General features: G+C 48.9%; 18 protein-coding genes. 9 read left to right on the forward strand and 9 right to left on the reverse strand.

All coding sequences use genetic code 11. The annotated features are described in order from the left end of the window. Positions 1-311: 311 nt before the first annotated feature. Positions 312-1,778 carry a KAP family P-loop NTPase fold protein gene (locus B5P39_RS07500; protein ID WP_088211013.1) on the reverse strand — a complete coding sequence of 489 codons (1,467 nt, stop codon included), beginning with the start codon at positions 1,776-1,778 and terminating at the stop codon, positions 312-314. A 612-nt stretch (positions 1,779-2,390) separates the two neighbouring features. Between B5P39_RS07500 and B5P39_RS07505 the strand changes: the two genes are divergently transcribed. Then, complete coding sequence (locus tag B5P39_RS07505) at positions 2,391-3,125, forward strand: DUF599 domain-containing protein (protein ID WP_088211014.1); 735 nt, start codon at positions 2,391-2,393, stop codon at positions 3,123-3,125. Between the two features lie 96 nt (positions 3,126-3,221). Continuing rightward, entirely contained in the window at positions 3,222-3,401 is a 180-nt protein-coding gene (locus B5P39_RS07510) for a helix-turn-helix domain-containing protein (RefSeq protein ID WP_011623867.1), read from the forward strand. A 51-nt stretch (positions 3,402-3,452) separates the two neighbouring features. Here the strand turns inward: B5P39_RS07510 and cyaB are convergent, their stop codons facing one another. The 4 genes from cyaB to B5P39_RS07530 all read right to left on the reverse strand — a co-directional run bounded on the left by cyaB (position 3,453) and on the right by B5P39_RS07530 (position 9,114). Continuing rightward, positions 3,453-4,082: a class IV adenylate cyclase gene (gene cyaB, locus B5P39_RS07515; RefSeq protein WP_176399879.1), complete on the reverse strand. Its 630-nt coding sequence runs from the start codon at positions 4,080-4,082 to the stop codon at positions 3,453-3,455. Between the two features lie 52 nt (positions 4,083-4,134). Continuing rightward, on the reverse strand, positions 4,135-5,886 hold the full coding sequence (cydC, locus tag B5P39_RS07520) for a heme ABC transporter ATP-binding protein/permease CydC (RefSeq protein WP_088211016.1): 1,752 nt from the start codon (positions 5,884-5,886) through the stop codon (positions 4,135-4,137). Then, the gene (gene cydD, locus B5P39_RS07525; protein WP_088211017.1) at positions 5,883-7,820 is read right to left on the reverse strand and encodes a heme ABC transporter permease/ATP-binding protein CydD; all 1,938 of its coding nucleotides are present in this window, start codon (positions 7,818-7,820) and stop codon (positions 5,883-5,885) included. The genes cydC and cydD overlap by 4 nt, the downstream gene beginning before the upstream one ends. 247 nt (positions 7,821-8,067) lie before the next feature. Further along, on the reverse strand, positions 8,068-9,114 hold the full coding sequence (locus B5P39_RS07530; protein ID WP_088211018.1) for a DUF3626 domain-containing protein: 1,047 nt from the start codon (positions 9,112-9,114) through the stop codon (positions 8,068-8,070). A gap of 405 nt (positions 9,115-9,519) precedes the next feature. Between B5P39_RS07530 and B5P39_RS07535 the strand changes: the two genes are divergently transcribed. Further along, on the forward strand, positions 9,520-11,286 hold the full coding sequence (locus B5P39_RS07535) for a DEAD/DEAH box helicase (protein WP_088211019.1): 1,767 nt from the start codon (positions 9,520-9,522) through the stop codon (positions 11,284-11,286). A gap of 179 nt (positions 11,287-11,465) precedes the next feature. Here the strand turns inward: B5P39_RS07535 and B5P39_RS07540 are convergent, their stop codons facing one another. Further along, positions 11,466-13,166 (reverse strand): methyl-accepting chemotaxis protein, encoded by a 1,701-nt coding sequence (locus tag B5P39_RS07540; RefSeq protein WP_088211020.1) that lies wholly within the window; start codon positions 13,164-13,166, stop codon positions 11,466-11,468. Between the two features lie 306 nt (positions 13,167-13,472). On the opposite strand from B5P39_RS07540, the gene B5P39_RS07545 reads away from it, so the two are divergent. The 4 genes from B5P39_RS07545 to B5P39_RS07560 all read left to right on the forward strand — a co-directional run bounded on the left by B5P39_RS07545 (position 13,473) and on the right by B5P39_RS07560 (position 17,737). After that, complete coding sequence (locus B5P39_RS07545) at positions 13,473-14,720, forward strand: cysteine desulfurase (RefSeq protein WP_088211021.1); 1,248 nt, start codon at positions 13,473-13,475, stop codon at positions 14,718-14,720. Positions 14,721-14,787: 67 nt separating this feature from the next. Then, positions 14,788-15,231, forward strand: coding sequence for a SufE family protein (locus B5P39_RS07550; RefSeq protein WP_088211022.1), 444 nt, complete (start codon positions 14,788-14,790; stop codon positions 15,229-15,231). Between the two features lie 110 nt (positions 15,232-15,341). Further along, entirely contained in the window at positions 15,342-16,505 is a 1,164-nt protein-coding gene (locus B5P39_RS07555) for a membrane dipeptidase (protein WP_088211023.1), read from the forward strand. Positions 16,506-16,564: 59 nt separating this feature from the next. Next, positions 16,565-17,737, forward strand: coding sequence for an AAA family ATPase (locus B5P39_RS07560; protein WP_088211024.1), 1,173 nt, complete (start codon positions 16,565-16,567; stop codon positions 17,735-17,737). A 24-nt stretch (positions 17,738-17,761) separates the two neighbouring features. Here B5P39_RS07560 and B5P39_RS07565 read toward each other — a convergent pair whose 3' ends face one another. After that, positions 17,762-18,085 (reverse strand): cupin domain-containing protein, encoded by a 324-nt coding sequence (locus B5P39_RS07565; RefSeq protein ID WP_088211025.1) that lies wholly within the window; start codon positions 18,083-18,085, stop codon positions 17,762-17,764. Positions 18,086-18,230: 145 nt separating this feature from the next. On the opposite strand from B5P39_RS07565, the gene B5P39_RS07570 reads away from it, so the two are divergent. Then, entirely contained in the window at positions 18,231-20,504 is a 2,274-nt protein-coding gene (locus tag B5P39_RS07570; RefSeq protein WP_088211026.1) for a toxin-antitoxin system YwqK family antitoxin, read from the forward strand. A 62-nt stretch (positions 20,505-20,566) separates the two neighbouring features. On the opposite strand, the gene B5P39_RS07575 is transcribed toward B5P39_RS07570, so the two are convergent. Both B5P39_RS07575 and B5P39_RS07580 read right to left on the reverse strand, forming a co-directional pair. Further along, positions 20,567-20,941 (reverse strand): PH domain-containing protein, encoded by a 375-nt coding sequence (locus B5P39_RS07575; RefSeq protein ID WP_011623880.1) that lies wholly within the window; start codon positions 20,939-20,941, stop codon positions 20,567-20,569. Between the two features lie 142 nt (positions 20,942-21,083). Next, a complete protein-coding gene (locus B5P39_RS07580) occupies positions 21,084-23,000 on the reverse strand; it encodes a peptidase U32 family protein (RefSeq protein ID WP_088211027.1) in 1,917 nt (638 codons plus the stop codon). A gap of 187 nt (positions 23,001-23,187) precedes the next feature. Between B5P39_RS07580 and rluA the strand changes: the two genes are divergently transcribed. Continuing rightward, positions 23,188-23,865, forward strand: a complete 678-nt coding sequence (rluA, locus tag B5P39_RS07585) for a bifunctional tRNA pseudouridine(32) synthase/23S rRNA pseudouridine(746) synthase RluA (RefSeq protein ID WP_088211028.1) — start codon at positions 23,188-23,190, stop codon at positions 23,863-23,865. Positions 23,866-23,931: the final 66 nt, after the last annotated feature.

Genomic DNA, 23,931 nt, shown 5'->3' on the forward strand with positions numbered 1-23,931 from the left:
CGAAGTTACATGCATTGGTTAGTGGCTTCGTGCTTATTCGAAAATGGCTAACGCTTTCGATGGTACATCCCCCTTCCGTTAAACAAAGAGTCCGAAAGCTAACGAGGCATCCATGCCTCACTAACGCGATTTTCTTCAACGCCTTTCAGCAACTTCGCAGGAGAGGTGAACTTCTGTTGGCTCAGTGTCAGTTGTTAATTCCAAAAGAGTTATGCATTCCCTATATTTTTTGCCAAATTTAACAATGGGTGTCTCGATAAACTTGTGCTCACATTGTTATAACAAGATAAGACATTCTCCTTCAGAGACAACTACTCAAGATTTCCAGCAAGCTCGATAGCTTTTTTGTAGTCTTCCCATAGCCAGTATTTTTTATTGCGATCGCCGAATTTAGCTACCTCTGACGACATATAATTTGCCCATCGGTTAACCTCAAGCATCCCGCTCCTCATGTCAAAGAGTCTTGGATAAGAGCTGATATAGTTTTTTTCGACAGGTCTTTCAAAGTGATCCAACTCTTCGTAAACAGTAATCTGCGTACTAGATATACAAAGATCAATGAACGCTGTAATTGTTAATCCTTCTATAAATTCATCTACTGTGTCGCGAATTAAGGAAGTATCATCAGGCCTGTCGCATCTTCGGTTATAAAACGAGCTTTCCCCTCTATCAAACTCAATCAGACCAATAATAAGTGCAGGTACACAAATGACTTGAACTTGTTGAGTTTTTGAGCCAATGGTTTGGGCAAATCGTAAGCAAGAATTTAATTTATTCAGTAGTTGATCGATGTCACGAATTTTTAATTGATAATAATTCGCTAACTTAGAAATAGTTTGTACTTTCAGGCATTTTAAGTCGCTAAAATAACTAGCTGGAAATGCATTTATATTTTGGTAAAACTCATTATCTTGCACTTTGGCATCAAGATATTGGAACAAGTTAGGGGAAGCTAAGCTGGCTTTACGGTCGAAGAAACGCTTAAGGTACTGGGCCGCATCAAAGCCTGCGCCATACACGGCAGCAATTGAATGCACTAGCTGGTCAGTATCGGTGGCTACCACAAAGACAAAATTTTCCGTTTTAAAGAAATGCTTAATCACCTCTAGCATTTCAATTGCATAGTTCGGGCGACAACGATCGAGTTCATCCACTAGCACGACCACTGGCAGATTTGCACCGCTGCCGGTTAATTTTCCCGCCACTTCACCTAGGGTGATTCTAATTTGCTGAATAGCTCGAACAAGCTCTTGATGCTCGGTCGATAATGCAGTTAATAGACTGTCAGGCTCACCGCTTATTGCTTGCTGTACCGCATTGCCAATAATACTTGGGTCACCTAAATATTGCTTAGAGAGATAAGCCGATACGCCTACGGCAACCCCTTTAATAAATCGGCCACACATCTTTTTGAACTGTTCAACTTCTTCGATGGAATCAAGATTGTAATTAAATGCTTCTAATTGGGTGAGCAGTTCGCTGGTGACAACGGTGAGCGGATCTTTTGAGAAATCACTCTCCCACGCATCAATATAAATAACGGGATGATTTCGTTTTAGTAATAACGAATAAAAACGTTTTAGAAACTCGGTTTTACCGCTGCCCCAACCGCCATCGAGATTAAGCACAAATCCATCGTGCTCACCTGTGATGTAATCCGCTAAGAACTCGCCATATTCCCCGCGCTTAAGCAGGCAATTTTCAAAGGTGTATTTTTCTTTCCAATCTGCGTATTTAGCCTGTTCTGTGAATATGGCTTGGTGCGTGGTATTTTCCATCTTGGCTCCTTAGTCGTGGCGATCTCATTACTCTACTCAGCAACGACCAAGACATGCAAGGCATTTAGTTTGTAGCTAATTGATACCTAACAACTATTCTCGCATTTCTTTTCCAGTAGCCACGATAGACATCATGCCTATCAGATGCCAAGATAGCGTCAGTCGAATCAGACATCAGATGACGCTAATGTTAGATAGGTGAGCCAAGGCGATTTGCGAAGACGACCGTCCGCCCCATGGACGGGGCGGTCGAGCATCCACGGACGGACTCGCTGCGTGTCGGTGAGCAAATGCCATGGCGAACCACTTTCGGGAGATATCTATAAACATTAAACACACAACGTCTATAGACACAAAGCCGAACTCAATCAGCACGCGGCTTCGAGATACGCCTTAATGCATTTTTCTAACTCACTTACCTGACAAGAATTTCCTCAAAATTGAGTCTCACTGAGCAAGCGGTTTCAAAGCCAATGTGAGCGGCTTCAAATTGTGAATAGTCGAGATTTGAAAGCGATATGGGGGGATTGCACCTAAGAGATAAAAACCTTCATAATCGCCATTCAATCAACCGATTTTTTACTTTCTCAAAGTCACTTTCTCAAGGCAACTATGACATTCTCGCTATTAGATATTTCGGCATTAACGTGGTTTATCGTTTCTTGGGCTGGCTATACCGCTTTTGCCCGACGTAAGGCGAAGGATACCGACTGTATTGCCCGTGGCCTGCATAAGCACAGGATCTACTGGATGCTCGAGCTGATGACTCGAGGTGTACGGGTAGGCGATGCGGCGTTATTAGCTAACCTTGAGCGTAATATTGCCTTTTTTGCCTCGACTACGCTGTTCGTGCTCGCGGGGGTATTAACCTTATTTGCCCAAGTTGAACGCCTCGAGGCCGTGATCGCGACTATTCCCTATGCTACGCCACCGAACCACTCCTTAGTCCAAGTGAAGTTGGCGCTGCTGGTAGTGATCTTCGTGATGGCATTTTTCCAATTTACCTGGTCGATGCGCCAATACGGCTTTGTGAACGTGATGATAGGCGCAGGCCCCATGGATAGCGAAGGTGCCAACGACAACCTCAAAGCCTACGCGCGGCAAATGGCAACGGTGCAAGACCAAGCCGCCCATTCCTATAACTATGGCCTGCGGGCGTACTACTTTTCGATGGCCGTGCTGTGCTGGTTTGTGCACCCGATACTGTTTATTTTGGCCAGCCTATTTGTGGTGGTCACCCTCTATCGCCGCGAATTTAAATCCCGCGCCGTGATGGCCATTACCGCCGCCAAGGCGCATTTGGGCAGCGAATATCAGGCGCGAGAAGCCCAGCGCCAATCCAAGTAGTTGCCAGCCAACCTCAGACTGCGCCCGCCAAAGCGCAGTCTGATTCTTGTTCTATACTCATTGGGTTAATCACCAATCAATAAGTGGGAGTGAACCATGAGTGATAATCTGTTAACTGTGGATGAAGTGTGCAAGTTGCTGGATAAGAGTCCGGCAACGATTAAACGCTATGCGCGGGAAAACCTGCTCAGCAGCGTGAAAGACGGTGAAGAATTACGATTCCCCGAAGAAGAGGTCAAACGTTACTTAGCCTTTTCGCAGCGCTTAGGAAGATAAGCCGCCGCGCCTTGTATCGATCCATCCCCAAATGGACTTGGGATGCCTCGCTTATCCTTGTATAGCCATCTGTAACTGTCTGTAAGATAAGAATTCCCGCTGTGATTCCTCTAGTCCAAGTTCAGCGGCTAAGGCGAGGAGCTGCGCTTCATAGATTGGCAGCTTAGCTTCATCATTAGTCATGATTGCAAGCTCGGCAAAGTCACCTAAGCTTTCAAGCCAATCAAGCGTTAAATGAAATTCCCCAAGAAAATACACGCTGCGGCGTTTTTTAATCTCAAGCACACATTGATACCCTAAAGTCCGTAGCATACTTTTGGCTTTGTTTGCATCCGTAATATTGACCGCCTCACAGCGGTCCTTCTCGGGCCCTTTCACAATCCACAGCATGATGCCGGAGGGCTGCATCTCGCGAATACACAGGCTTTTATGCTCAGCCGCTAACGATGCCGAGGGAGAATCAAAATAGCAGTCATGCTCAAGATTATCCTCCAGCATCACCTCCGGGGATTTAGCGCTTAAGCGCGCCCAAAAGGCCTCGCGGTCTGTGAGTCGATACTTAAGCTCAACCTCAAACTTACCATTAAAATGGGCGTTAATTTGCGGGGCTAATTCTTTTGGTGCGAATACTTTTGGTGCCAATTCTTTTGGTGCAAACTCTGCTGGCATTGGGTTACTCATATAAAGGCTTTACTCCTGCTGCACATATTTCTCACCCAGTAAACATCCTGACTCAAGCTAAACGACGATAGAGCGCCTGATAGGCGGGGCAAGTTTGCAGTAACTGCTGATGATCGCCCGATGCCACAATTTGCCCCTCGGCGAGGAGGTGAATTTGATCCATCTTGGCCATCGCCGTTAATCTGTGGCTGATCATCAGCAGGGTTTTATCCTTTGCAAATTCAAACAGTAAACTTAAGATTTCCCGCTCAGTGCGTTTGTCTAAGCCCTCGGTTGGCTCATCTAACAGTAACAAAGGCGCATCCCGCAGCAATGCCCTTGCCACGCCGATACGGCGCTGCTCGCCGCCCGATAATTGCCGTCCGCCCTCGCCAATCCACATATCTAAAGGCTTATCGCCTTTAAGTAATTCGCCTAAGCCAACCTGCTGTAAGACTTGGATAAAACGCTCGTCATTGGCGGTGCGTTTTTGCCCTTCTGGCACAGGCAAGGCAATGGCAAGGTTCTCCCGCAGTGTGCCCGCGTACAGGTAAATCCGCTGGCTTACCACAGTCATCGCCGATCTTAAGGCGGCCTCGCTATAGTCCGTTAGCGACTGACCATCTAGGCAAATTTGGCCACGCTGCGCCTGCCACTCACGGGTGATTAAGGACAATAAACTGGATTTGCCGCAGCCCGTCGCGCCCAATAACGCCACCTTTTGCCCGGGCTGTACCGTTAAGGATAAGCCCTGCAGAACGCTCTGATTGTCGTGATAGCCAAAATGGATATCCGTCATCTGCAGCCCGCCCGATGTCGCCTTGAGCGTTGAATCTTCGCTAAAACGAATATCGCTTTCCTGCTCGGTGATTTCGTGAATTCGTGTTGCCGCCAGCACGCAGCCCGACAAATGTTGGAAAGCGCCAGCGATTGGCATCATCATTTCGACGCAGGCCATAGTGGCAAACACCATCAAGGCGAACATAGGGCCGGGAGGCACCGCATCGCCCACGCCATTGGCGGCTAAAAATAACATCATGATGAGTGCCGAGCCCGTCGCGAGGATCAGCATGGCTTGGCTCAAGGCGGTGATATTCGCCATCGCCCCTTGGCTGGCAAATAACGCCTGCTCGGCCTCATCGAGCTTGTGTCTGTATCTGGCGTTCGCACCAAATAAACTCAGCTCAGCTTGGCCCTGCAGCATCTCAAGCAACTGCACCCGATATTGACGTTTGGTTTCCAACATATTGCGACTAGGCTCGTGCCCAAGCCGATAAAACAGCAGTGGTAGCAGCAGCCAAATCACCACTAAAAACAGGCATAAACTTAAGGCCAGCTTGGCATCAAACCATGCGAGGAATAGATATAACAACGCCGTCATCAGCAAAGAAGCCGCCATCGGCGTCAACAATCGTAAATACAGATGGTCGAGTGTATCTATATCCGCCACGAGGCGGTTGAGCATATCCGCGCGGCGCAGCCCCTGCAGATTTTTAGCGCTGAGTGGGAAGAGTTTTCGCCACGCCCAAACTCTGAGTTCAGTCAGTAATTTAAAGGTCGCCTCATGGGTCGCGAGACGCTCACCGTAACGACTGGCCGTTCGCGCGATAGAAAGGAAACGCACGCCACCTGCGGGGGTAAAAAAGTTAAAGGATTGGGAGCCGATAACCGTTAATCCCGCCACTGCCGTCGCCGATAAAAACCACCCCGACAGCGACAATAAACCAATCCCCGCCATGAGTGTGGTTAAGGTGAGCACAAGTCCAACGGCCATCATCAACCATTGGTGGGAGAACAACCGAATAAAGGGAAGGAGAATTTTCATTGTGCGGCTCCCTCGGTTGTCCCTAACGCGATATCGCTGTGGTTATGGGGCATGGGCGTTTCCAGCCCAATATCGGCTACTGATTCAGTATTTTCATGCAACATGGTTTGGAATAACCCCGCCTCAGTTGACAGCGTCGCAAAATCCCCCCGCTGGACTATCTCGCCTTTATCGAGCACTAGGATGGACGACATATGGTCCAGCTGATCGACTCTGTGGGTTACCATAATGCCCATCTTACCCGCCATCGCCGCTTTTAAGGTGCGGCTAACGAGTTGTTCGCTGACACTGTCTAAACTTGCCGTCGGTTCATCGAGAATAAAGACCTGCGCCGCCTGACCCAATGCCCGCGCCAGCGCAATACGTTGCGCCTGCCCGACCGATAAGGTCGATGACTGCTCGCCTATCGGCGTGGCTAAACCAAGGGGGTGGCTGCGGACAAACTCATGGATATTGGCCTGCTCTAGCAATTGCCAAACCTGCTCATCCGTCATTTCAGGATTGGCTAAGGCGACGTTTTCCCGCACTGTGCCATGGAATAACTGCGGCTCTTGCCCAAGCCATGCTAACTGCTGTCGCCAATGGGCAAGGTCGAGGCTTGCGAGTTCAACCCCATCGATTAGCAGCTTGCCTTTATAGGGCAAAAATCCTAATAAGGCATTGAGTAAACTGGTTTTACCGGCGCCGCTTGGGCCAACCAGAGCCAAATGTTCGCCCTGCTTCAACTCAAAACTGATGGGGCCGAGTAAACGGCTGCCATCGGTACTAAAGACTTCTAGATCTTTTACGCTAAGGTGAGTCAGCTTATCGAGTCGCGTTTGCTGCCCGAGCTTGTCCTGCGAAGAATCTGGCTCAGGATGTTCCAGCAGTGTCATCAATGCTTGGGCTGCGCCAATCGCCTGCGCTTTAGCATGGTAGTGAGTGCCCATATCCCTTAGGGGCTGATAAAACTCAGGCGCCAAAATTAAGATAAATAAGCCGACAAACAGGCTAAAAGGTAAACCTTCATTCGCATTAGGCCCAAGTTGAGCATGCGCGCCATAGTAGCCAAAATCGAGGTGACCTAAATAACTGAAACCGAAGTAAACCGCTAATACGGCAATCGATACCGCGGCAAAAAACTCCAGCACCGCCGAGCTTAAAAAGGCCATTCGCAGCACAGACATAGTACGGCTACGGAACTCCTCCGAGGCTTTTTCAATAACCTTGAGTTCAGCATCACCTCGATAGAAGAGTTTTAAGGTCGAAAGCCCTTTTAACCTATCCATAAAATGGCCACTTAATCTGGCTAAGGCATTGAAGTTTTTACGGTTAGCATCGGCTGCGCCCATACCGACGAGGATCATAAACAGCGGGATTAGTGGCGCGGTTAATAGCAAAATCAGCCCCGCCGTCCAGTTGATGGGAAACACGGCGATGAGGATCAATAAGGGGATCACGCCAGCAAGGGTCATTTGTGGTAAATAACGGGCATAAAAATCCTGTAAATCTTCCACTTGCTCTAAGACTATGCTCGCCCAACTGCCTGCGGGTTTACCTTTAATAAACGCGGGGCCGAGCCGAGTTAACTTATCCATTACCGCACCGCGGATCTGTTGGCGTAAGCGTTTGCCCGCTTCAAAACTGGCGCGCTCGCGGCCATAGGCGAGTATTGCTCGCAATAACATTAAGCCAATCAAGGCCATAAAATGTGGCAGATAATCGCTTGCCCCCACAGCAGGCTGGATTGGCGAGCTATTCGCGCCATCAGTAAATGCCTGCAAGGCATTGCCAACAATGACGCCATCGATGAGTGTGGCTATCAGATAAGCCTGCGCTATCAATGCAATAGCACTTAACATTCCACACCATACGGAGAGCTTAACAAACCAGCCACAGGCCTTTTTTTGCGACTTGAGCCAAACGAGAAGGGACTTTTCTAACGACTTATCCATGGTGCTCCAACAGAAACTAGCAAAGCAGTAGGTTGTAGAAATAGGCTAAACACTGAGTGACCCCGAGGGGCTTGCAAGTGTTGAAAAGGTTCGATAGGGACGCAGTATCGCAGGCATCCAAGGTAGATGAAACCTTAGCGGAAGCTTTTGTTAGCCTATTCACAAAAATGAGATAAAGATCAATAAATTCCCAAAGTGCGGGAACCCAGAGCCAACTCTCGTCGCCAGCTTAATCAATCGGCCTTAATTATTGCTGAGCGCCGTATTTGACTAACACATGCCAGAGCAGCTTGAGCTCATGTGCCACCTGAGCGCGGTTCCCCCGATCGCGCCAATGCTGGGGCGAATGGTATAAATCCCGCGCCGCCACGCCAATGGCATAGGCATCGACACGCTCGTCGATAGCAATTCGACTCGCCAAAGATGGCATAGTCGGTCCACGGAAATCACTGGGGATCTGCGCCGTGTGCAGGCTAAAACCATTATGATATTGCAGCTCGATGTCATAGCGATCACAGAGCTTGCTCAAGGTGGCACCAATTTCAGTCCCTTTAAAACTTGGATCTGCTACCAGCATGGCAATATCTTCATCGAGGGACACATCACCGTGGATCTGTGCCTCAATGTAATGGTCGAGATTGTTCGACATCGGCCGTTCAAAGCGCGACAGCAGGGAAGAATTCAGTTGATGCGCCAAATAGTGGATCACGTTTAGCGGTTTAAAATCCACTTTACCCAAGGCATAGTGGCGCTCAAAACTCTCGGTGAGCAGCGCCGCCAATACATCATCAAAACAGGATAAGGTGCCCTTTTCCTTAGGGTTACGGTAGGAATCTAAATAAGTGAACGTCGAGCGCGTGAGCAACTGCGAGTGGGTCAGCAAATAACAGCTACCAAAACGCGGAGCAGGACCATCCTGCCACATGCCTAAATCCAAGGCACCATACTTAGGCCGAGACTTAGTCCCCTTGTAAGCATCGCCAAAGAGTTGATTTTCCCAGTGATCCCTTGGCCCACCTAACTCGGGGGATAACTGTCCGTTGGAGATATGGGTTTCGAATTGGCTGCGGTATTGACCATCACGCAATAATCCTTCGGCCACAGTGATACCGCGGCTATCGATTCTGTCGGGATGAAAATGCAGTGCGACTCGGCCACAGTGTAACAATTGCTTCAGCGCCGCTTGCATCTCCTGCATGGGAATGTTGGACATCTGCTGCACGTTTCGAATAACCGCCACGGCCTGTTCACTTCTGCTACGAGCGAGGCGTTCAATATGCTGTATTGCTGTCATAATCCACCTGCCATGGAGCGTCAATATGCCTAAGAGGACACATCTTAAGAATTCAATGGTGCAGAGTTCAAGCTGCAAGGGGAAATATCCCCGGTTATCTTTACTAATCTGATTTACGACAACGTCACGCTAATGTCTTTGCAACCTATTGAGGATGTTTGTTAATTTTACCCCAAGTTGAATTACTTAGAAGCAATGAAATTAACACAAGCGTGATCTTTCCCTAAATACTGAACAAGATACTGATAGGTCGATAAATTAGCCACTCCTGAATCGGCTTTTGCGGCAGATAAACAACAAACTACTTTCAAACATGGCGATCTAGCGCCTCTTCATGTAAGCTGCACGCCCGCCAATTTGGCCATACTACTGCTGCGACCCTTTGCTGCCACAAGAGACCCATTAATGAGTTTTTCCTCCCTAGGTTTATCTGCTCCAATCCAAAAAGCCGTGACTGAACAAGGTTATGACACACCCTCGCCCATTCAAGCACAGGCGATTCCCGCCGTACTGACGGGTAAAGACGTGATGGCTGCGGCCCAAACGGGGACAGGAAAAACCGCAGGCTTTACCCTGCCGCTGCTCGAATTACTCTCTAAAGGCAATAAGGCAAAGGCGGGACAAATCCGCGCCCTAGTGCTCACTCCCACGCGCGAGTTAGCGGCTCAAGTAAGCGAAAGTGTTGAAACCTATGGTAAATATCTTCCATTGCGCTCAGCGGTCGTCTTTGGTGGCGTACCAATTAATCCCCAAATTCAAAAGCTACGCCACGGGGTAGATGTACTGGTCGCTACGCCTGGACGATTATTAGATCTAGAGCAGCAAAAGGCGGTGAAGTTTAATCAACTCGAAGTGTTAGTGCTGGATGAAGCGGATCGCATGCTCGACATGGGTTTTATTCGCGATATCAAAAAGATCCTCGCCATGTTGCCCGCTAAACGACAAAACCTGATGTTTTCGGCGACCTTCTCCGATGAAATCCGCGAGCTTGCCAAAGGCCTAGTGAATCAACCGGTAGAAATTTCAGTTACACCACGCAATGCCGCGGCAAACACAGTCAAACAATGGATTTGCCCCGTCGATAAGAATCAAAAATCGGCGCTGCTTATTCAGCTCATCAAGCAGGAAGACTGGCAGCAGGTATTAGTGTTTTCACGCACTAAACACGGCGCCAACAGACTGGCTAAGAGTCTTATTCAAGCCGAGATCAGCGCCGCCGCTATCCACGGCAACAAGAGCCAAGGCGCACGCACCAAAGCCTTAGCCGACTTTAAGAGTGGCGAAGTACGAGTACTCGTAGCAACCGACATTGCGGCGCGCGGGCTCGATATCGACCAATTGCCACAAGTAGTGAACTTCGATCTGCCCAATGTGCCCGAAGATTACGTGCACCGTATTGGCCGCACCGGCCGTGCTGGCGCCTTAGGCCAAGCCGTTTCCTTAGTCAGTAGCGAAGAAACTAAGCTGCTCAGGGACATTGAGCGTTTGATCAATCGCGTGCTTGAAAGACAGGAAGTTGAAGGCTTCAGTCCTGTCCATGCGCTTCCCGAATCGACCCTAAATGCCCATGGTAAAGAGAACAAAATCAAAGCCGTGGCGAGCCAACGTAAGCACCGCAGTGCGGGGAAACCCGCGCCAAGAGCCGGTTCTGGCCGCGATGCTCGTAAAACGCCTGCACCTAAAACAATAGACAATGGTGACTCAGCACAGCAAAAGGGCCAAAACGCGCAGCCAAACTCAGGTCAGCGTAACAATCAAGGCCAACGCAGTCACTCAGACCAAAGAAGTAATCAAGGCCAGCGCAGTCATCAAGGTCAACGCAACCAAGAGCAACGCAATCAGCAAGGTGAGTCTAAGCGTCCGCAAGTGGCAAAAAACGCTGAGCACAGGAATGCGCCTGCAACTGCCGAACAAGCCCGCTCGCCAAAACCACAGGATAAATATCCGCAACGCGGTAAAGGCCCTGCTAACTCAAGTAACAGCGAACATAAGGCCAATCGCGAGCATAAAGCCAAAGGCCAATCTCATTCAGGCTCACAGCAACGCAGTCAACAGGCTCGTCATCACGAAGGGTCTAGCGAAAAGACAAACCAAGGGCAGCGTCGCCAAGGCAAGCCACAGGGACGAGTTCAACCGACTACAAACTCCGCAGCGAATGCCCCGAAAAAGTAATCATATCACCCAGATAATCGCGGTAATGATGTGAAATAAGTAAGTAGCCATACTTATCATCACATTAAATATGATTGCAAAACCGTGGGTTAGAACAATGTGATACCTTGAGTTAAGCTCCATAAAAATGCCCAACTTTATAAGCTGGGCATTTTTATGGATGTCACACACGCCGAAATCTAGACGATTCGAACCTTAAACTGCTGCATCCCTTCCCGCAACGAATTTGCCTGTTGCGATAATGACTCACTGGCTTTAGCCGTTTCGAAGGCACTATTTAAAACGAGTTCCCCCGAATCACGTATCGCATTAATGCGTTCGCTAATATCCTCCGCCGTGACCGCCTGCTCCTCACTTGCGGTCGCTACCTGCGAGTTCGCCTGCGAAAGTTGCGTCAATGCATCTAAGATCTCAAATAAGTTCTGCTTAATTTGATTAACCAGTACAGATGACTCACTGATTTGACGTTCATTTTCCTCAAACGAACTCACAGCCGATTTAGCATCGACCACTAAGGTTTGGATAAGCTCACTGATTTCCTGTGTTGCAGTTTGGCTGCGAGTCGCTAATGCTCGCACCTCATCGGCCACCACGGCAAATCCTCGGCCTTGATCGCCCGCCCGCGCCGCTTCAATCGAGGCATTTAACGCCAACAGATTCGTTTGCCCAGCAATCGCATCCACTACCGACACAAAGTTTAAGATCTTGCCCGTACTGGCCTGTAATTGCTGAATAAGTTGACTTGAATGTTGAGCGCTAACGACCAATTGTTGAGTGATTTTCTCGCTAGCCTCAACAACGCTACAGCTTTCCTTCGCTCTGTTTTCCGCCTGCCCCGCCGAAAAGGATGCCGTCTCTGCGCTGCTCGCCACCTCGGTAATCGTCGCGGCCATTTGTGTCATGGAGGCAGCGACCTGATCCGTATTGTCCTGCTGTTTCAGTATCGCCTCGCGATTGTTTTCGGCCACCGCATTAAGCTCTGTGACCATCGAAGCGATTTCTTCACTACGATCAACCACTTGCCCCACAGTTTTGCTTAAGGTCAATGCCATTTGATTCATGCTTATGGTCAACTCACCTAATTCGTCCTTTGAGGTGACGGCAAGTTCGTGGCTAAAATTTCCCGACTGCATTAAGGAGGCCGCATTACGCAGCTGGGTGATGGATTGCACTATGTAACGACTGGAGAGCAGTCCGACAAATAAACCGATAACGACCGCAATTGAGGAGATAATCATCATACCGTAGGCGGCCTTAATCTCTTCCTCTTCAGTCACAGATACCGCTGTCTTCGTCATTTGCTCCAATTGCAGCGCAAATTGGCTTAACTCGGTATTGAACTCTTTTTGTGTTTTCTCTAACTCATCAACTCGCTGCGCTAACAGGGCAGACTCCTGTTTTTGCTCAATTCCCGCTATCACAGCCACTAATTGGGCGTCGTAGTGACGAAAGCCTTGGATGATGTTGGCAATCTCTTGACTCAATTGTAGGGTTTTGTCACGCAGCTCAGCGGGTTGAGATAATTTAAGCGCATCATTGAGCATGGTTTGAGTCGATTGTAATTCATGATTTATCAACTCTTTATGCTTTATCACGTCGGCAATAAAACCATCTATCAACCTTTGTTCGGGAGAGACTTTAATGTCCGAGGCACGAAAAGCCTTTTCGAGGATAATCGAGCTTTCAAGCTGTTGAATCGTCACATCGGTAGACAGCCTAACGAGTGGAATATTCTCGGTCGCAATACCATGAACTTCGTCCGACACTCGCTTCATTTTCAGCAAACTAAAGCCTGATAACAGCAACATCAACACTAGCATCACCCCAACGAGGGCAAACATCTTATGCTTGATGCTGAGATCTTTTAAAAAACGGCCCATAAAACCTCTCTCCATGAATAGCGCTGCTCATCCTTTATTTAGGATAGTCGCAGTTTTCAACAAGAGCGGAAGAATTGAAGCTAAACTCAAGAAAAAGCTAACTTATATAGAAACACTTGAGCACAAAACCTCCCACTTTCTTTGGAGTTTGCCCACAAAGGAGAGAGAGCTTAAATCGCTTCATCTTTGGGGTATTTCAACCCCAGTAACCACAGCAACAATCACAGGAAATTAGCCCGCGAAAACTTGCATTCGGCGGGGAGATAACCGAAGATCCCAAAGCCTTTTTATTGCGTTAAGCCCCAGATGACACACTCAGCCTCGACCGACACTGCATTGCCCGATAGCCATAACCAAATCCGCGCGCAATTTCCCACCCTCTCGCAAATGTTGGGCGACTATCCCCTGTGTTATCTCGATACTGCGGCCACCAGCCAAAAGCCACAATCCGTGTTAGATGCCATGGCGCAGTATTACCTGAACGACAATGCCAATGTGCACCGCGCGGCGCACCAATTGTCGGCGCGCGCGACTTCTAGCTACGAGAAGGTTCGCGATGAGTTACAAGGGTTTATTAATGCTAAACGCCGCGAAGAAATCATCTTCACCCATGGCACCACTGAGTCGATCAATCTAGTCGCCTATGGCTTAACGCCACAGGTTGCAGCGGGCGATCTGATTTTGATCGATACCGCCGCCCACCACGCCAACATAGTGCCGTGGCAAGAATTGGCAAAACGCACGGGCGCCATCATTAAACCTATCCTTCTCGATCAAGATGGCAGGCTCGATCGCCATGCCTATCAAGCACTGCTCGCCCTCAAGCCCAAGGTAGTTGCCCTGTGCCATGTGTCGAACGCCTTAGGCACAGTGAATCCAGTTGTCGAGTTAGTGCAGCAAGCCAAGGCTCAAGGTGCGATCACCTTAGTCGATGGGGCGCAGGCGGTTGCACACTTAAGCTTAGATATGGCCGCCATCGATTGTGATTTTTATGTGTTTTCAGGCCATAAGATGTATGGCCCAACCGGCATTGGTGTGCTTTACGGCCGCTTCGATAAGTTAGATACGCTCACGCCGCTGTTAACGGGCGGTGAGATGATTAAACGAGTGAGTTTCGATGGCACCGAATTTGGCAGTTTGCCTAATCGCTTAGAGGCAGGCACACCACCCATCAGTGAAGTCATCGGCCTAGGCGCCGCTATCCGCTTTTTGCAACAACACTTAACGCCAGCGGTTCAGGCCCACGAGGCAGAACTACTGCAGTACTTACAGCAGCAGCTGCGCGCCCTCGGAGATGTGCATCTCTATGCTGCCCATAGTGATAATCTCGGTGCGGTTGCCTTTAATCTGGGTGATGAACATCATCAGGATGTCGGGATTTTATTAGATCAACAAGGCGTGGCCGTGCGCTGCGGCCATCACTGTGCCATGCCCTTGATGCAAAGCCTTAACCTGAAGGGTTGCTGCCGCGCATCGATTGGGATCTACACCAATAAAGCCGATATCGACCGCTTTATTGCCGCCTTAGCCTCAGTCAAAGAGTTGCTGCTCTAATCCACTCGCTAAAGGCTTACATCATTGCGCCATCAGGCAACACGCTTAAGAAGAGGACATTTTCCCCATGACATTGCCAATCATGCCCGCTGCCACCGAGTTTGATTACTCCGTTGAGGATTCATCGAGCCTGTTAGCCCGTTTTGAGCAAGCACCAAACTGGCAGGAAAGATATCGCCAAATCATGTTATTAGGTAAAACCTTACCGAGTTTAGCAAATGAATTTCGCCTTGAGTCCGCCCAAGTCAAAGGCTGCGAGAGTGATGCCTGGCTGTACCATATTGAGCAAGACGCTAAGCATTATTTTCTGGCGGATAGCGATGCACGCATCGTGAAGGGGTTAATCGGTTTACTGCTGATTGCCTGTCACGGCAAACAGAGCGACGAGATACTCGCCTTTGACCCTTCTACCTATTTCAAACAATTAGGGCTAGAGGGCCAACTAAGTCCCTCGCGCACCAATGGCTTACATGCCTTAGCCAAGGCGATGATTGATGCGGTAAAACCCTAAATCAATCTGCGGGTTAAATCGGTAAAAGAGGGATTTAATCAAAGACTTCTACACCTTAACAGGGTATAAAGAAGTAAAAATTAGCTTCATCTGAAGGAGAGCGCACGCCCATGAAGGCTGTTAATCAAGATCGTCGAACGCTGTTAAAAGGGATTGGCGCCGCCACGCTACTTTGTCCCTTTGCCAGTTTCTCCAGCCTTGCTGCGCCGCGCTCTCGGCGCTTATATATCGATGGTTTATCCTTTTTGCCCGATGACTTAGCCGATGTCCCCGCATCGGGGCTCGATGCCTTTCTATGTGATATCTCCGCCATCGAAACCATTGAACAAGCCGACGGCACCTTAAACTACAAGCGCACCTACAAAGCCTGTATGGAAAGCATCCAGCAAGCCGCGAAACGCGTCAGCGAACATTCAGACATTCTCCTGCAAGGCTTAACCGGACGCGATATCCAATTGGCAAGGGAGAGCAATCGCACTGCGGTTTTCTTCCAAATCCAAGGTGCAGATTGCGTTGAAGAAGACAGCGAGGCCAACCAATGGGCCCGCGTTGATGAGTTTCACCGCCAAGGTCTGCGAGCACTGCAGCTCACCCACCATTACGGCAATACCTTTGCGGGCGGCGCCCTCGATAACGATGCCAATGGCGGACTCAATAAACCTCTTACGGCACATGGCCGTGCACTGATTGAGAAACTCAATCATGCCAATATCTTAGTCGATGTCAGCCACTCAAGTGCCCAAACCGCGTTAGATGTTGCCAAACTCAGCCGCGCGCCCATAGTCCAAAGCCATGGCGCGGCGCGTGGTATTGTCAAACATGCCCGTTGTAGTCCCGATGAAGTGATCCGCGCCATTGCCGATTCAGGCGGCGTGTTCGGGGTCTTTATGATGAGCTTTTGGCTCACTAATAACGCCGTCCCAACCGTTGATGACTATATCCGCCAGTTAGAATATGTGGCCCGTGTCGGCGGGGTCGATTGTGTCGCCATCGCCAATGATTATCCACTCAGAGGCCAAGAAAATCTGTTAGCCCTGAATAACGACAATGCCCAGGGCGTGAAGGAATATCAGGAATGGTGGTACAGCCTAAGGGCTAAAAAAGTGTTAGGTTTTGATGCTGAGCCAAGGCATGTGGTCATTCCCGAACTAAACCATATCGAGCGTATGAGCCGTATCGACGATGCGTTAGCTAAGGCCCGCTTTAAGTCGACCGATCGCGACCGCTTTATGGGCGGCAACTGGCAAAGAGTGCTCAATCAGGTACTCATCTAAGCCCGCACTAACAACGTCATGGTTGAATTGCGAATAATCACTCGAGTAAATGGACCGTCATGCTGACCACCCTAGCCATCTCTAACTATCGCACCTTGAGGGAGATAGTCTTACCCCTTGGACGCCTCAACTTAGTGACTGGCGCTAACGGAAGTGGCAAATCCAATTTATACAAAGCCTTACGGCTATTAGCTCAAACAGCGCAGGGCGGTGTTGTTAATGCGTTAGCGCAGGAAGGCGGCTTAGACTCCTGTTTTTGGGCAGGACCAGAAAATCTCACCAAGGGCATGTTAGCGGGCGATACGCCAATTGAAGCGACAGTCAGGCAAGCGCCCAAACGCCTAAAACTGGGATTTGCTGGCGAAGATTTTAGTTACCTGATTGAACTTGGCCTCCCCAAACCCGACTCAACCACCCTATTTGGTTTAGATCCGCAAATTAAACGCGAGGCGATTTGGAATGGTCCCAAATATCGCCCCGCCAGCGTGTTGGTGGAGCGCCGCGGTCCTATGGTGAAGAGTCGCAGCCCTGAGGGACAAGGTTGGCTCACCTTGAGCGCTCATCTGCAAAGTGGTGACAGTATTTTTACCGAACTTGCCGATCCGGAGCGTAGCCCTGAAGTGTTAACGCTAAGAGACAGCATTCGCGCATGGCGCTTTTACGATCATTTCCGAACCGATGCCGAAGCTGCTGCGCGTCGTCCGCAGCTAGGGACAGCCACGCCAGTATTGCACCATGACGGTCGAGATCTCCCCTCTGCCATACAAACCATTTTTGAGATTGGCGATAAAGCCGCGTTTGATCATGCGGTGACCGATGCTTTTCCAGGGGCCAAGGTGCGTATCACGCCCCAAGCGGGCGGGATACTCCAACTCGAATTCCACCAGCAGGGATTATTAAGGCCACTACATGCCAGTGAACTCTCCGACGGTACCCTGAGGTATTTACTGCTTATCGCCGCATTACTCACCCCAAGACCACCCGAGCTAATGGTATTAAACGAGCCCGAAACCAGCCTGCACCCCGATCTATTACCCGCTTTAGCTCGGCTTATCGCCAAGGCTTCCGACGGGTGTCAGCTTTGGGTCGTGTCCCACGCTAACCGCTTGATTAATGCCTTGAGTCAGTTTGAGCATTGCAATACCTTGACACTCGATAAAAATCTAGGACAAACCCAAATTGTGGGGCAGGATTTGCTCAATACACCGAGCTGGCAATGGCAACTCAAATAGCCGTATATATATAGAATCTCTGCATCATTCTGCATCGTAAAACACGGCCAACCACAGGGTTTCACCCTCTGAACTGGTCGACGCGACTCTGTGCTTTTGATGCGGCGCTAAGGTGAGGTAATCCCCAGGTTTTAGGGTAACTAACTGAGCATCTTCGAATTCGAGCTGCGCCTCCCCTTTGAGCAATATCACCCACTCATATTGAGATTGATCGTACCACTCCCCCGCTGGCGTCGAATGGCCTTGCGAGATAATGCGTTCAATCTTCACCTTGCCATTGCCAGCAAGGGTTTCGAACACTTCTTGTGATAAATCATCGGGGAGTGACTGATAAAAATTTTGTAGCATCTTGAATCCTTATCATGGCTCGAGAGCAAGATAATCTATTGAGAAACCAAAGTATAAACCGTTATCATAGGCGCTCTTAGGGCTAAGAGCCTTATGAGATGACAAAAAAGATCGTTGTATCATATGGATATGGAGAAGTTGACCTATGTCGTTGTTTCGCGCATTTAAAGCTAAGTTATTTAATGCCAAGAAAAATAGCTGCGCCCACCAAGACATACCTCTTCAAACCTCTCCCAATCCCGCTCCACTCCCATCCAGTACGTTCAAACCCTATTTTAGTCTTGCCATTCAAGCGACTCCGGCGCAAGCCACTCATTCAGAAACCCTCGAAGAGTTTACCCGCTATTATTTCGACAGCCCGCAAACGATCGAGCTGCTCGGTTGGGAGCGAGAGCATGAATCCTGCACCTTCCACGAGAACCAATTTGACCGCATCGAGATACACGGCCCAGTGCAAGATTTTTATCTCGGTCAGGATAAGACCTGTAGCCTAGAGCAAGATGCTGATGCTGATGCGGATACGAACCAAGCCCGCTGGCAAGTGGCACTGGTAAACCCGCAAGAATTAGTGATCTGCCGTTTTCATGTCGATGCCGAGCACAGAGTACAAGGCGATATGCAGGACTTCGGCAGTCTCACGGGCAAACTGCAACGGACATTCCATCAGATTGAGACAGAGCAAGGTCAGAATCTACTGAGAATTGTCACCCAATCCCCCAACCTCACTCAGGCCGTCGATTGCAATTACTTTGGTGAGCGCAACGGCATCACTCGCCAATTCAATGCCTTAGGTGTATTGCAGTTCGAAGGACATTTTATTGAGGAGCAACAGCTCGGGCGCCAGACTTGGTATGACAATGAAGGCAAAATCAATCAAGTCGAGGAGCGTCACTCCGAGGGAATGTTACTGACCCGCTACTATAGCAATGGTCAGATAAAAGAAACCGCCGAAAAGGATAGCGAAGATAATTATATCAATCAGTTAACTCGCTATTATGAATCAGGCGCCCTGTGGCTGATACGCCCCATGCAGGCGGGGAAAATCCATGGTACCGAGCATATCTACTATGAAGATGGCACGCTGCAGGCCGAATTAAGCTATGACATGGGAGAGCTGGTTAAAGAGCTTTGGTACCATACCAACGGCAATCTTAAGCAAGAAGTCCATCTCGATGCCGCGGGCAAAAGCCTCGAAACCTATTACGAAGATGGCCAACTCGCCTGGCGAGAACAGCTCAATCCACAGGGAGTAAATTGCGGTTTACGTCAGGAATGGCACCCCAATGGCGTGCTGGCAAATCAACTCAATTTTGTTGATGGCCTTGCCCATGGTAACAGCGAGAAATGGTATCCGAACGGGCAGCTTGAACAATGCATTCCCTTTGAAAATGGCCATGAGCAGGGTCTTGCTACTTGGTACCATGAAAATGGTCAACTCTCCCTTGAAATCTACCTTGAAAAGGGCTTAAGAGAAGGCCTTTTCCGCAGCTATTACGAAAGCGGCGTATTGTCAGCCGAGGGCCAATATCAGCGTAACCTCTCTATAGCGCCCTTTATCGAATACTATGAAAACCAGCAAATTCAAATGTATTTGCCCCACACTCAAGGCAATCGAGATGGCACTGCTCGCTGGTTTTATGAAGACGGTACCATCAAGACGATTGCTGAATATGTTGTCCGTGATGGCCAAGGTTACCTCAAGGAACGCTCCTCCTATAACAAGCAAGGTGTTCTCGAATCCTTTGAGAGCCACTCCAACACCCGTTGCGGCTACCATCTTGAAGATAATCAACGGGAATATTATCAAACGGGTCACCCTGACACTCGCATCGAATACTATGAGGATGGGGCTATCCGTTGGCTGCTCACTCGCCTCGACGAGAACCTATTCAGCTCAAAAGCCTTTTCAAAACAAGGCGAATTGCTCGAATCTGGCTTTGTAAAAGTGATAGAAAACGATTATCAGGATGTCGGCCACTGGCAACGTTTTACAGCTCAAGGCCAGTTACAACGCGAAGCTTGGCTCAGTGACGATGGCAAGCTCAATGAAACTCGCCACTATTTTGATGCCACCGAGCAGCAACAGACGGTAGCAGCAAAAACCATGGTCGATGACAATAACATTGTCGAAGCAATGGCTAGGAGCAATGATGCTAAGGAGCCTCAAACCTCGGCGCCTATCCTCAGCTACCATTTAAAATTTGACCCAGATAGCCAACTCTATGCCATGAAACGCTATCATCCGAATGGTCAAATCGCCGAAGAAGGCAACTTACTTTTTCAGGGGCAAGAACACTTTTGGGTGGGGATCCACAATCAGTACGATAAACAAGGTCGGCTCGAACTATCTGAAACCTATAGTATGAGTGGTGAACCGATAGAACAGTCCAGCGGTTCAAACCATAGAGTCTTGAATTGATTGAATATCAGCAAGTCAATTCGGCGATGACCTGCTGATAACTCAATCGCTAAAGCAAGGGATTAGAGCGCGAACGTCGCTATGGTTTTTTGGATCCCAACGACATCGGTACCGCGTTTGAGTTCTTTAACCAGAGGATCACTTTGGCCAGAGATCCAGATCCTAAGCTCGGCATCCATATCGAAATGACCAGTGGTTTCCACTTCAAAATGTGTAATGGATTTATAGGGCACTGAGTGATAGCTGGTTTTCTTGCCCGTCAGTCCTTGCTTATCGATTAAGATCAAGCGTTTGTTGGTAAATACAAACAGATCGCGGATCACTTTATAGGCCAGTTTTAACTCTTCCTGAATGCCCATAATTGGGCGCAGCTCTTCGGCCAGTTCCTGTAAATCGACTTCAGACGCATTCCCCAGTAACCCATCTAACAATCCCATGCTGACATCCTTTATTATTGAAATTTTTCAATAAAATATCCTGTAGTTAACCAAGTGGCAACAAAGAGAGCGGCAACGGCCCTAAAAACAAAAAGGGAGCATTGAATACTCAACGCTCCCTTGATAACTATTCAAGCCTAAATTAAACGGCTTTTTGACCGCGAACCTGACGGTTTTCACCAACGACCATCATCTCGCATTTTGGACAGTCGAACACCAACTTCAACACATCGTTACCTATCTCAAGCACCATAGGGTCGGCCTTAATGCCCGGTACTTCCTTAGGACAAAGATTGAAGTTAAACCGCAGGCAATGCTTAGTGATCATTAACGGTACATCTTCGGTCACGCCATTTTTCTCGTAGGTGTCCTGAATTTCAATCACGCCATGGCGTTGATAAAAGTCCTTCGCCTTTTCGTTGGCCACGTTACCTAAATAACTTAAGTGTTTGAAGGGATACACGGCATCTTGGTTATATTTCCAAGGTTTTGGACGTTGGTAGCCTTCAACACGGGCAAGTTCTAATGCTGCTACCGCATCACGGCGCAGACCATTGAGCACAGATGCTGGCAGGAACCAAGGCTGAGCGGTTTCGATACTGATCTGGCGCGCAGTAAAGTCGGTACTGCCCAGTTTCGACAATTGAGTACGGATAGTCTGCAAGGTTTTTTCAGCGTCGGTGGCGGGCGTCTTTTCGACTGCAAGCTCAACCGTTGCACTGAGACCGTAGATATCCGTTAAGGTCAACGCCACGCCCGTAGCGGTATCAGTTAAACGCATATCGACGCCGATAATACGCTTGGCAGACTCCTTGGAAAGTAAAGTCTCGAAGGCTTGGTTATGGTTACGATACAGCGTCATACCAACACGCAGATCGCGCGGCACCTGCAATACATGCAGCTTATGACCTTCGGCACGGTTAACACGCAGTCCCTGCAATTTGTCATCGGACTGTTTGGCCATCGCATAGTTTGGCGGGAAATAGGCTAAGCCATCGCCGTTATTAAATTCGTGGGTTGAACTGACTTGAATAAAATCTTTGCCGATGGCGACCACTTTACCCACATCTTGACCGATATATTTTGGCGAGCGGAAATCTTTAATCCCTTGGCTACGCTCATTCACAAAGTAATCTGTGCTGCCACGGTTAAAGGTTTTTTCGGGATCCGGAGTAAAAGTATGTTCAGTACGGCCGTGGGATGACGCTACAAACTCAGGGCGACGCGCCATAATAGCATCGAGCTTTTGACGATAATGGGCAGTCACGTTTTTAACGTAACTTAAGTCTTTTAAACGCCCCTCAATTTTGAAAGAGCGCACACCGGCATCAATCAAGGCTTCGAGGTTATCGGTTTGGTTATTATCTTTTAATGAGAGTAAATGCTCGTTTTGCGCCAACACATCCCCTTGGCGGGTCTTTAGATTGCCCGGTAGACGACACATTTGCGAACATTCACCGCGGTTTGCACTTCGATTACTAAAGGCATGACTTAAGTTACATAATCCACTGTAGGCCACACACAGTGCGCCGTGGATAAAGAACTCAATCTGCATATTGGTATGAGCTGCAACCTCACGGATTTGGCTTAAGCCTAACTCGCGCGCCAATACCACTTGTGAAAAACCCACTTGCTCTAAGAAGGCGACTTTCTCGGGATTACGATTGTCCATTTGCGTACTAGCATGCAGCGCAATCGGCGGCAGGTTAAGTTGCAATACGCCCATGTCCTGCACAATCAGTGCATCAGCGCCCGCGTTATACACATCCCAAATCAGCTTTTCAGCAGTTTCGAGCTCATCGTCCATCAGAATAGTGTTAATAGCCACAAACACTTGCGCATGATACTTATGAGCAAAAGTACAGAGACGGGCGATATCTTCCACACTGTTACCCGCGGTCGCACGCGCTCCAAATGCGGGACCACCGATATAAACCGCGTCGGCACCATGGCGAATGGCTTCAATGCCATAATCGGCATTTTTTGCAGGCGCCAATAACTCTAAGCGGTTATTAACGTGAGAAAGTGTCTCAGGTGTGTAAATCTCTGGCTGGCTCATACTTCACTGGCTCAAAATGAACAATCACGAAAAAGGTGACGAGTATAACAAAAACTCAAATCCAGCTCTATCTGCAAATCATTTTTCGCTGGATTAAAGCGAGGCGAGATCAGCAGGAGAGACAACAAACTTGCGCCCCAGAGCCGAGCAGAGTATCTTTGCCGCGCATTGTTTAATAGGCGCGATTATGACTGATTTTATATACCAACCACCGACAACTCCCTGGCTCGATGTGCTTTATCAAGATAAAGACATAATCGTGGTCAACAAGCCATCTGGATTATTGTCCGTGCCCGGTCGCGATCCTGCCCATTACGACAGTGTGTATGCCCGAGTCAAAGCCGAGCATCCCCATTGCCAAATCGTCCATCGCCTCGATATGGCGACCTCGGGTGTCATGGTGGTTGCGCTCATTCGCAGCGCCGAGCGCGAGCTAAAACGCCAATTTCACGATAGAGAAACCAGCAAAACCTATCTCGCCAGAGTCGCTGGACACGTTAAAGATACAACGGGTAGCGTGGATTATCCGCTGATCTGCGACTGGCCCAATCGCCCAAAACAGAAGGTTGACCACGAAATAGGTAAACCCTCATTAACCCACTTTGAAGTGCTAAGCCGCGCCAAACGCTCGACTTTGGTAAAGCTAAAGCCGATTACAGGGCGCTCACACCAACTCAGGGTACATATGATGGCGCTGGGGCATCCAATCCTCGGCGACGGTTTTTATGCGGATCCGCAGGCAAAATCCCTAGCACCGCGATTATTACTCCACGCCGCAGAGCTCACCATTAAACACCCTTACACGGGTGAGAGCATGACGTTCAGCGCCGATGCTCCCTTTTGTGAGCCAGAAGGTGAGCAATGATCACTAAAAACAATAAAAACACCTAAAAGCAGTAGCAATTCACCATAAAAGAACGTAACTTTATGA

It is taken from the genome of Shewanella sp. Shew256 (assembly GCF_002196695.1).
GTDB classification, from domain to species: domain Bacteria; phylum Pseudomonadota; class Gammaproteobacteria; order Enterobacterales; family Shewanellaceae; genus Shewanella; species Shewanella mangrovisoli.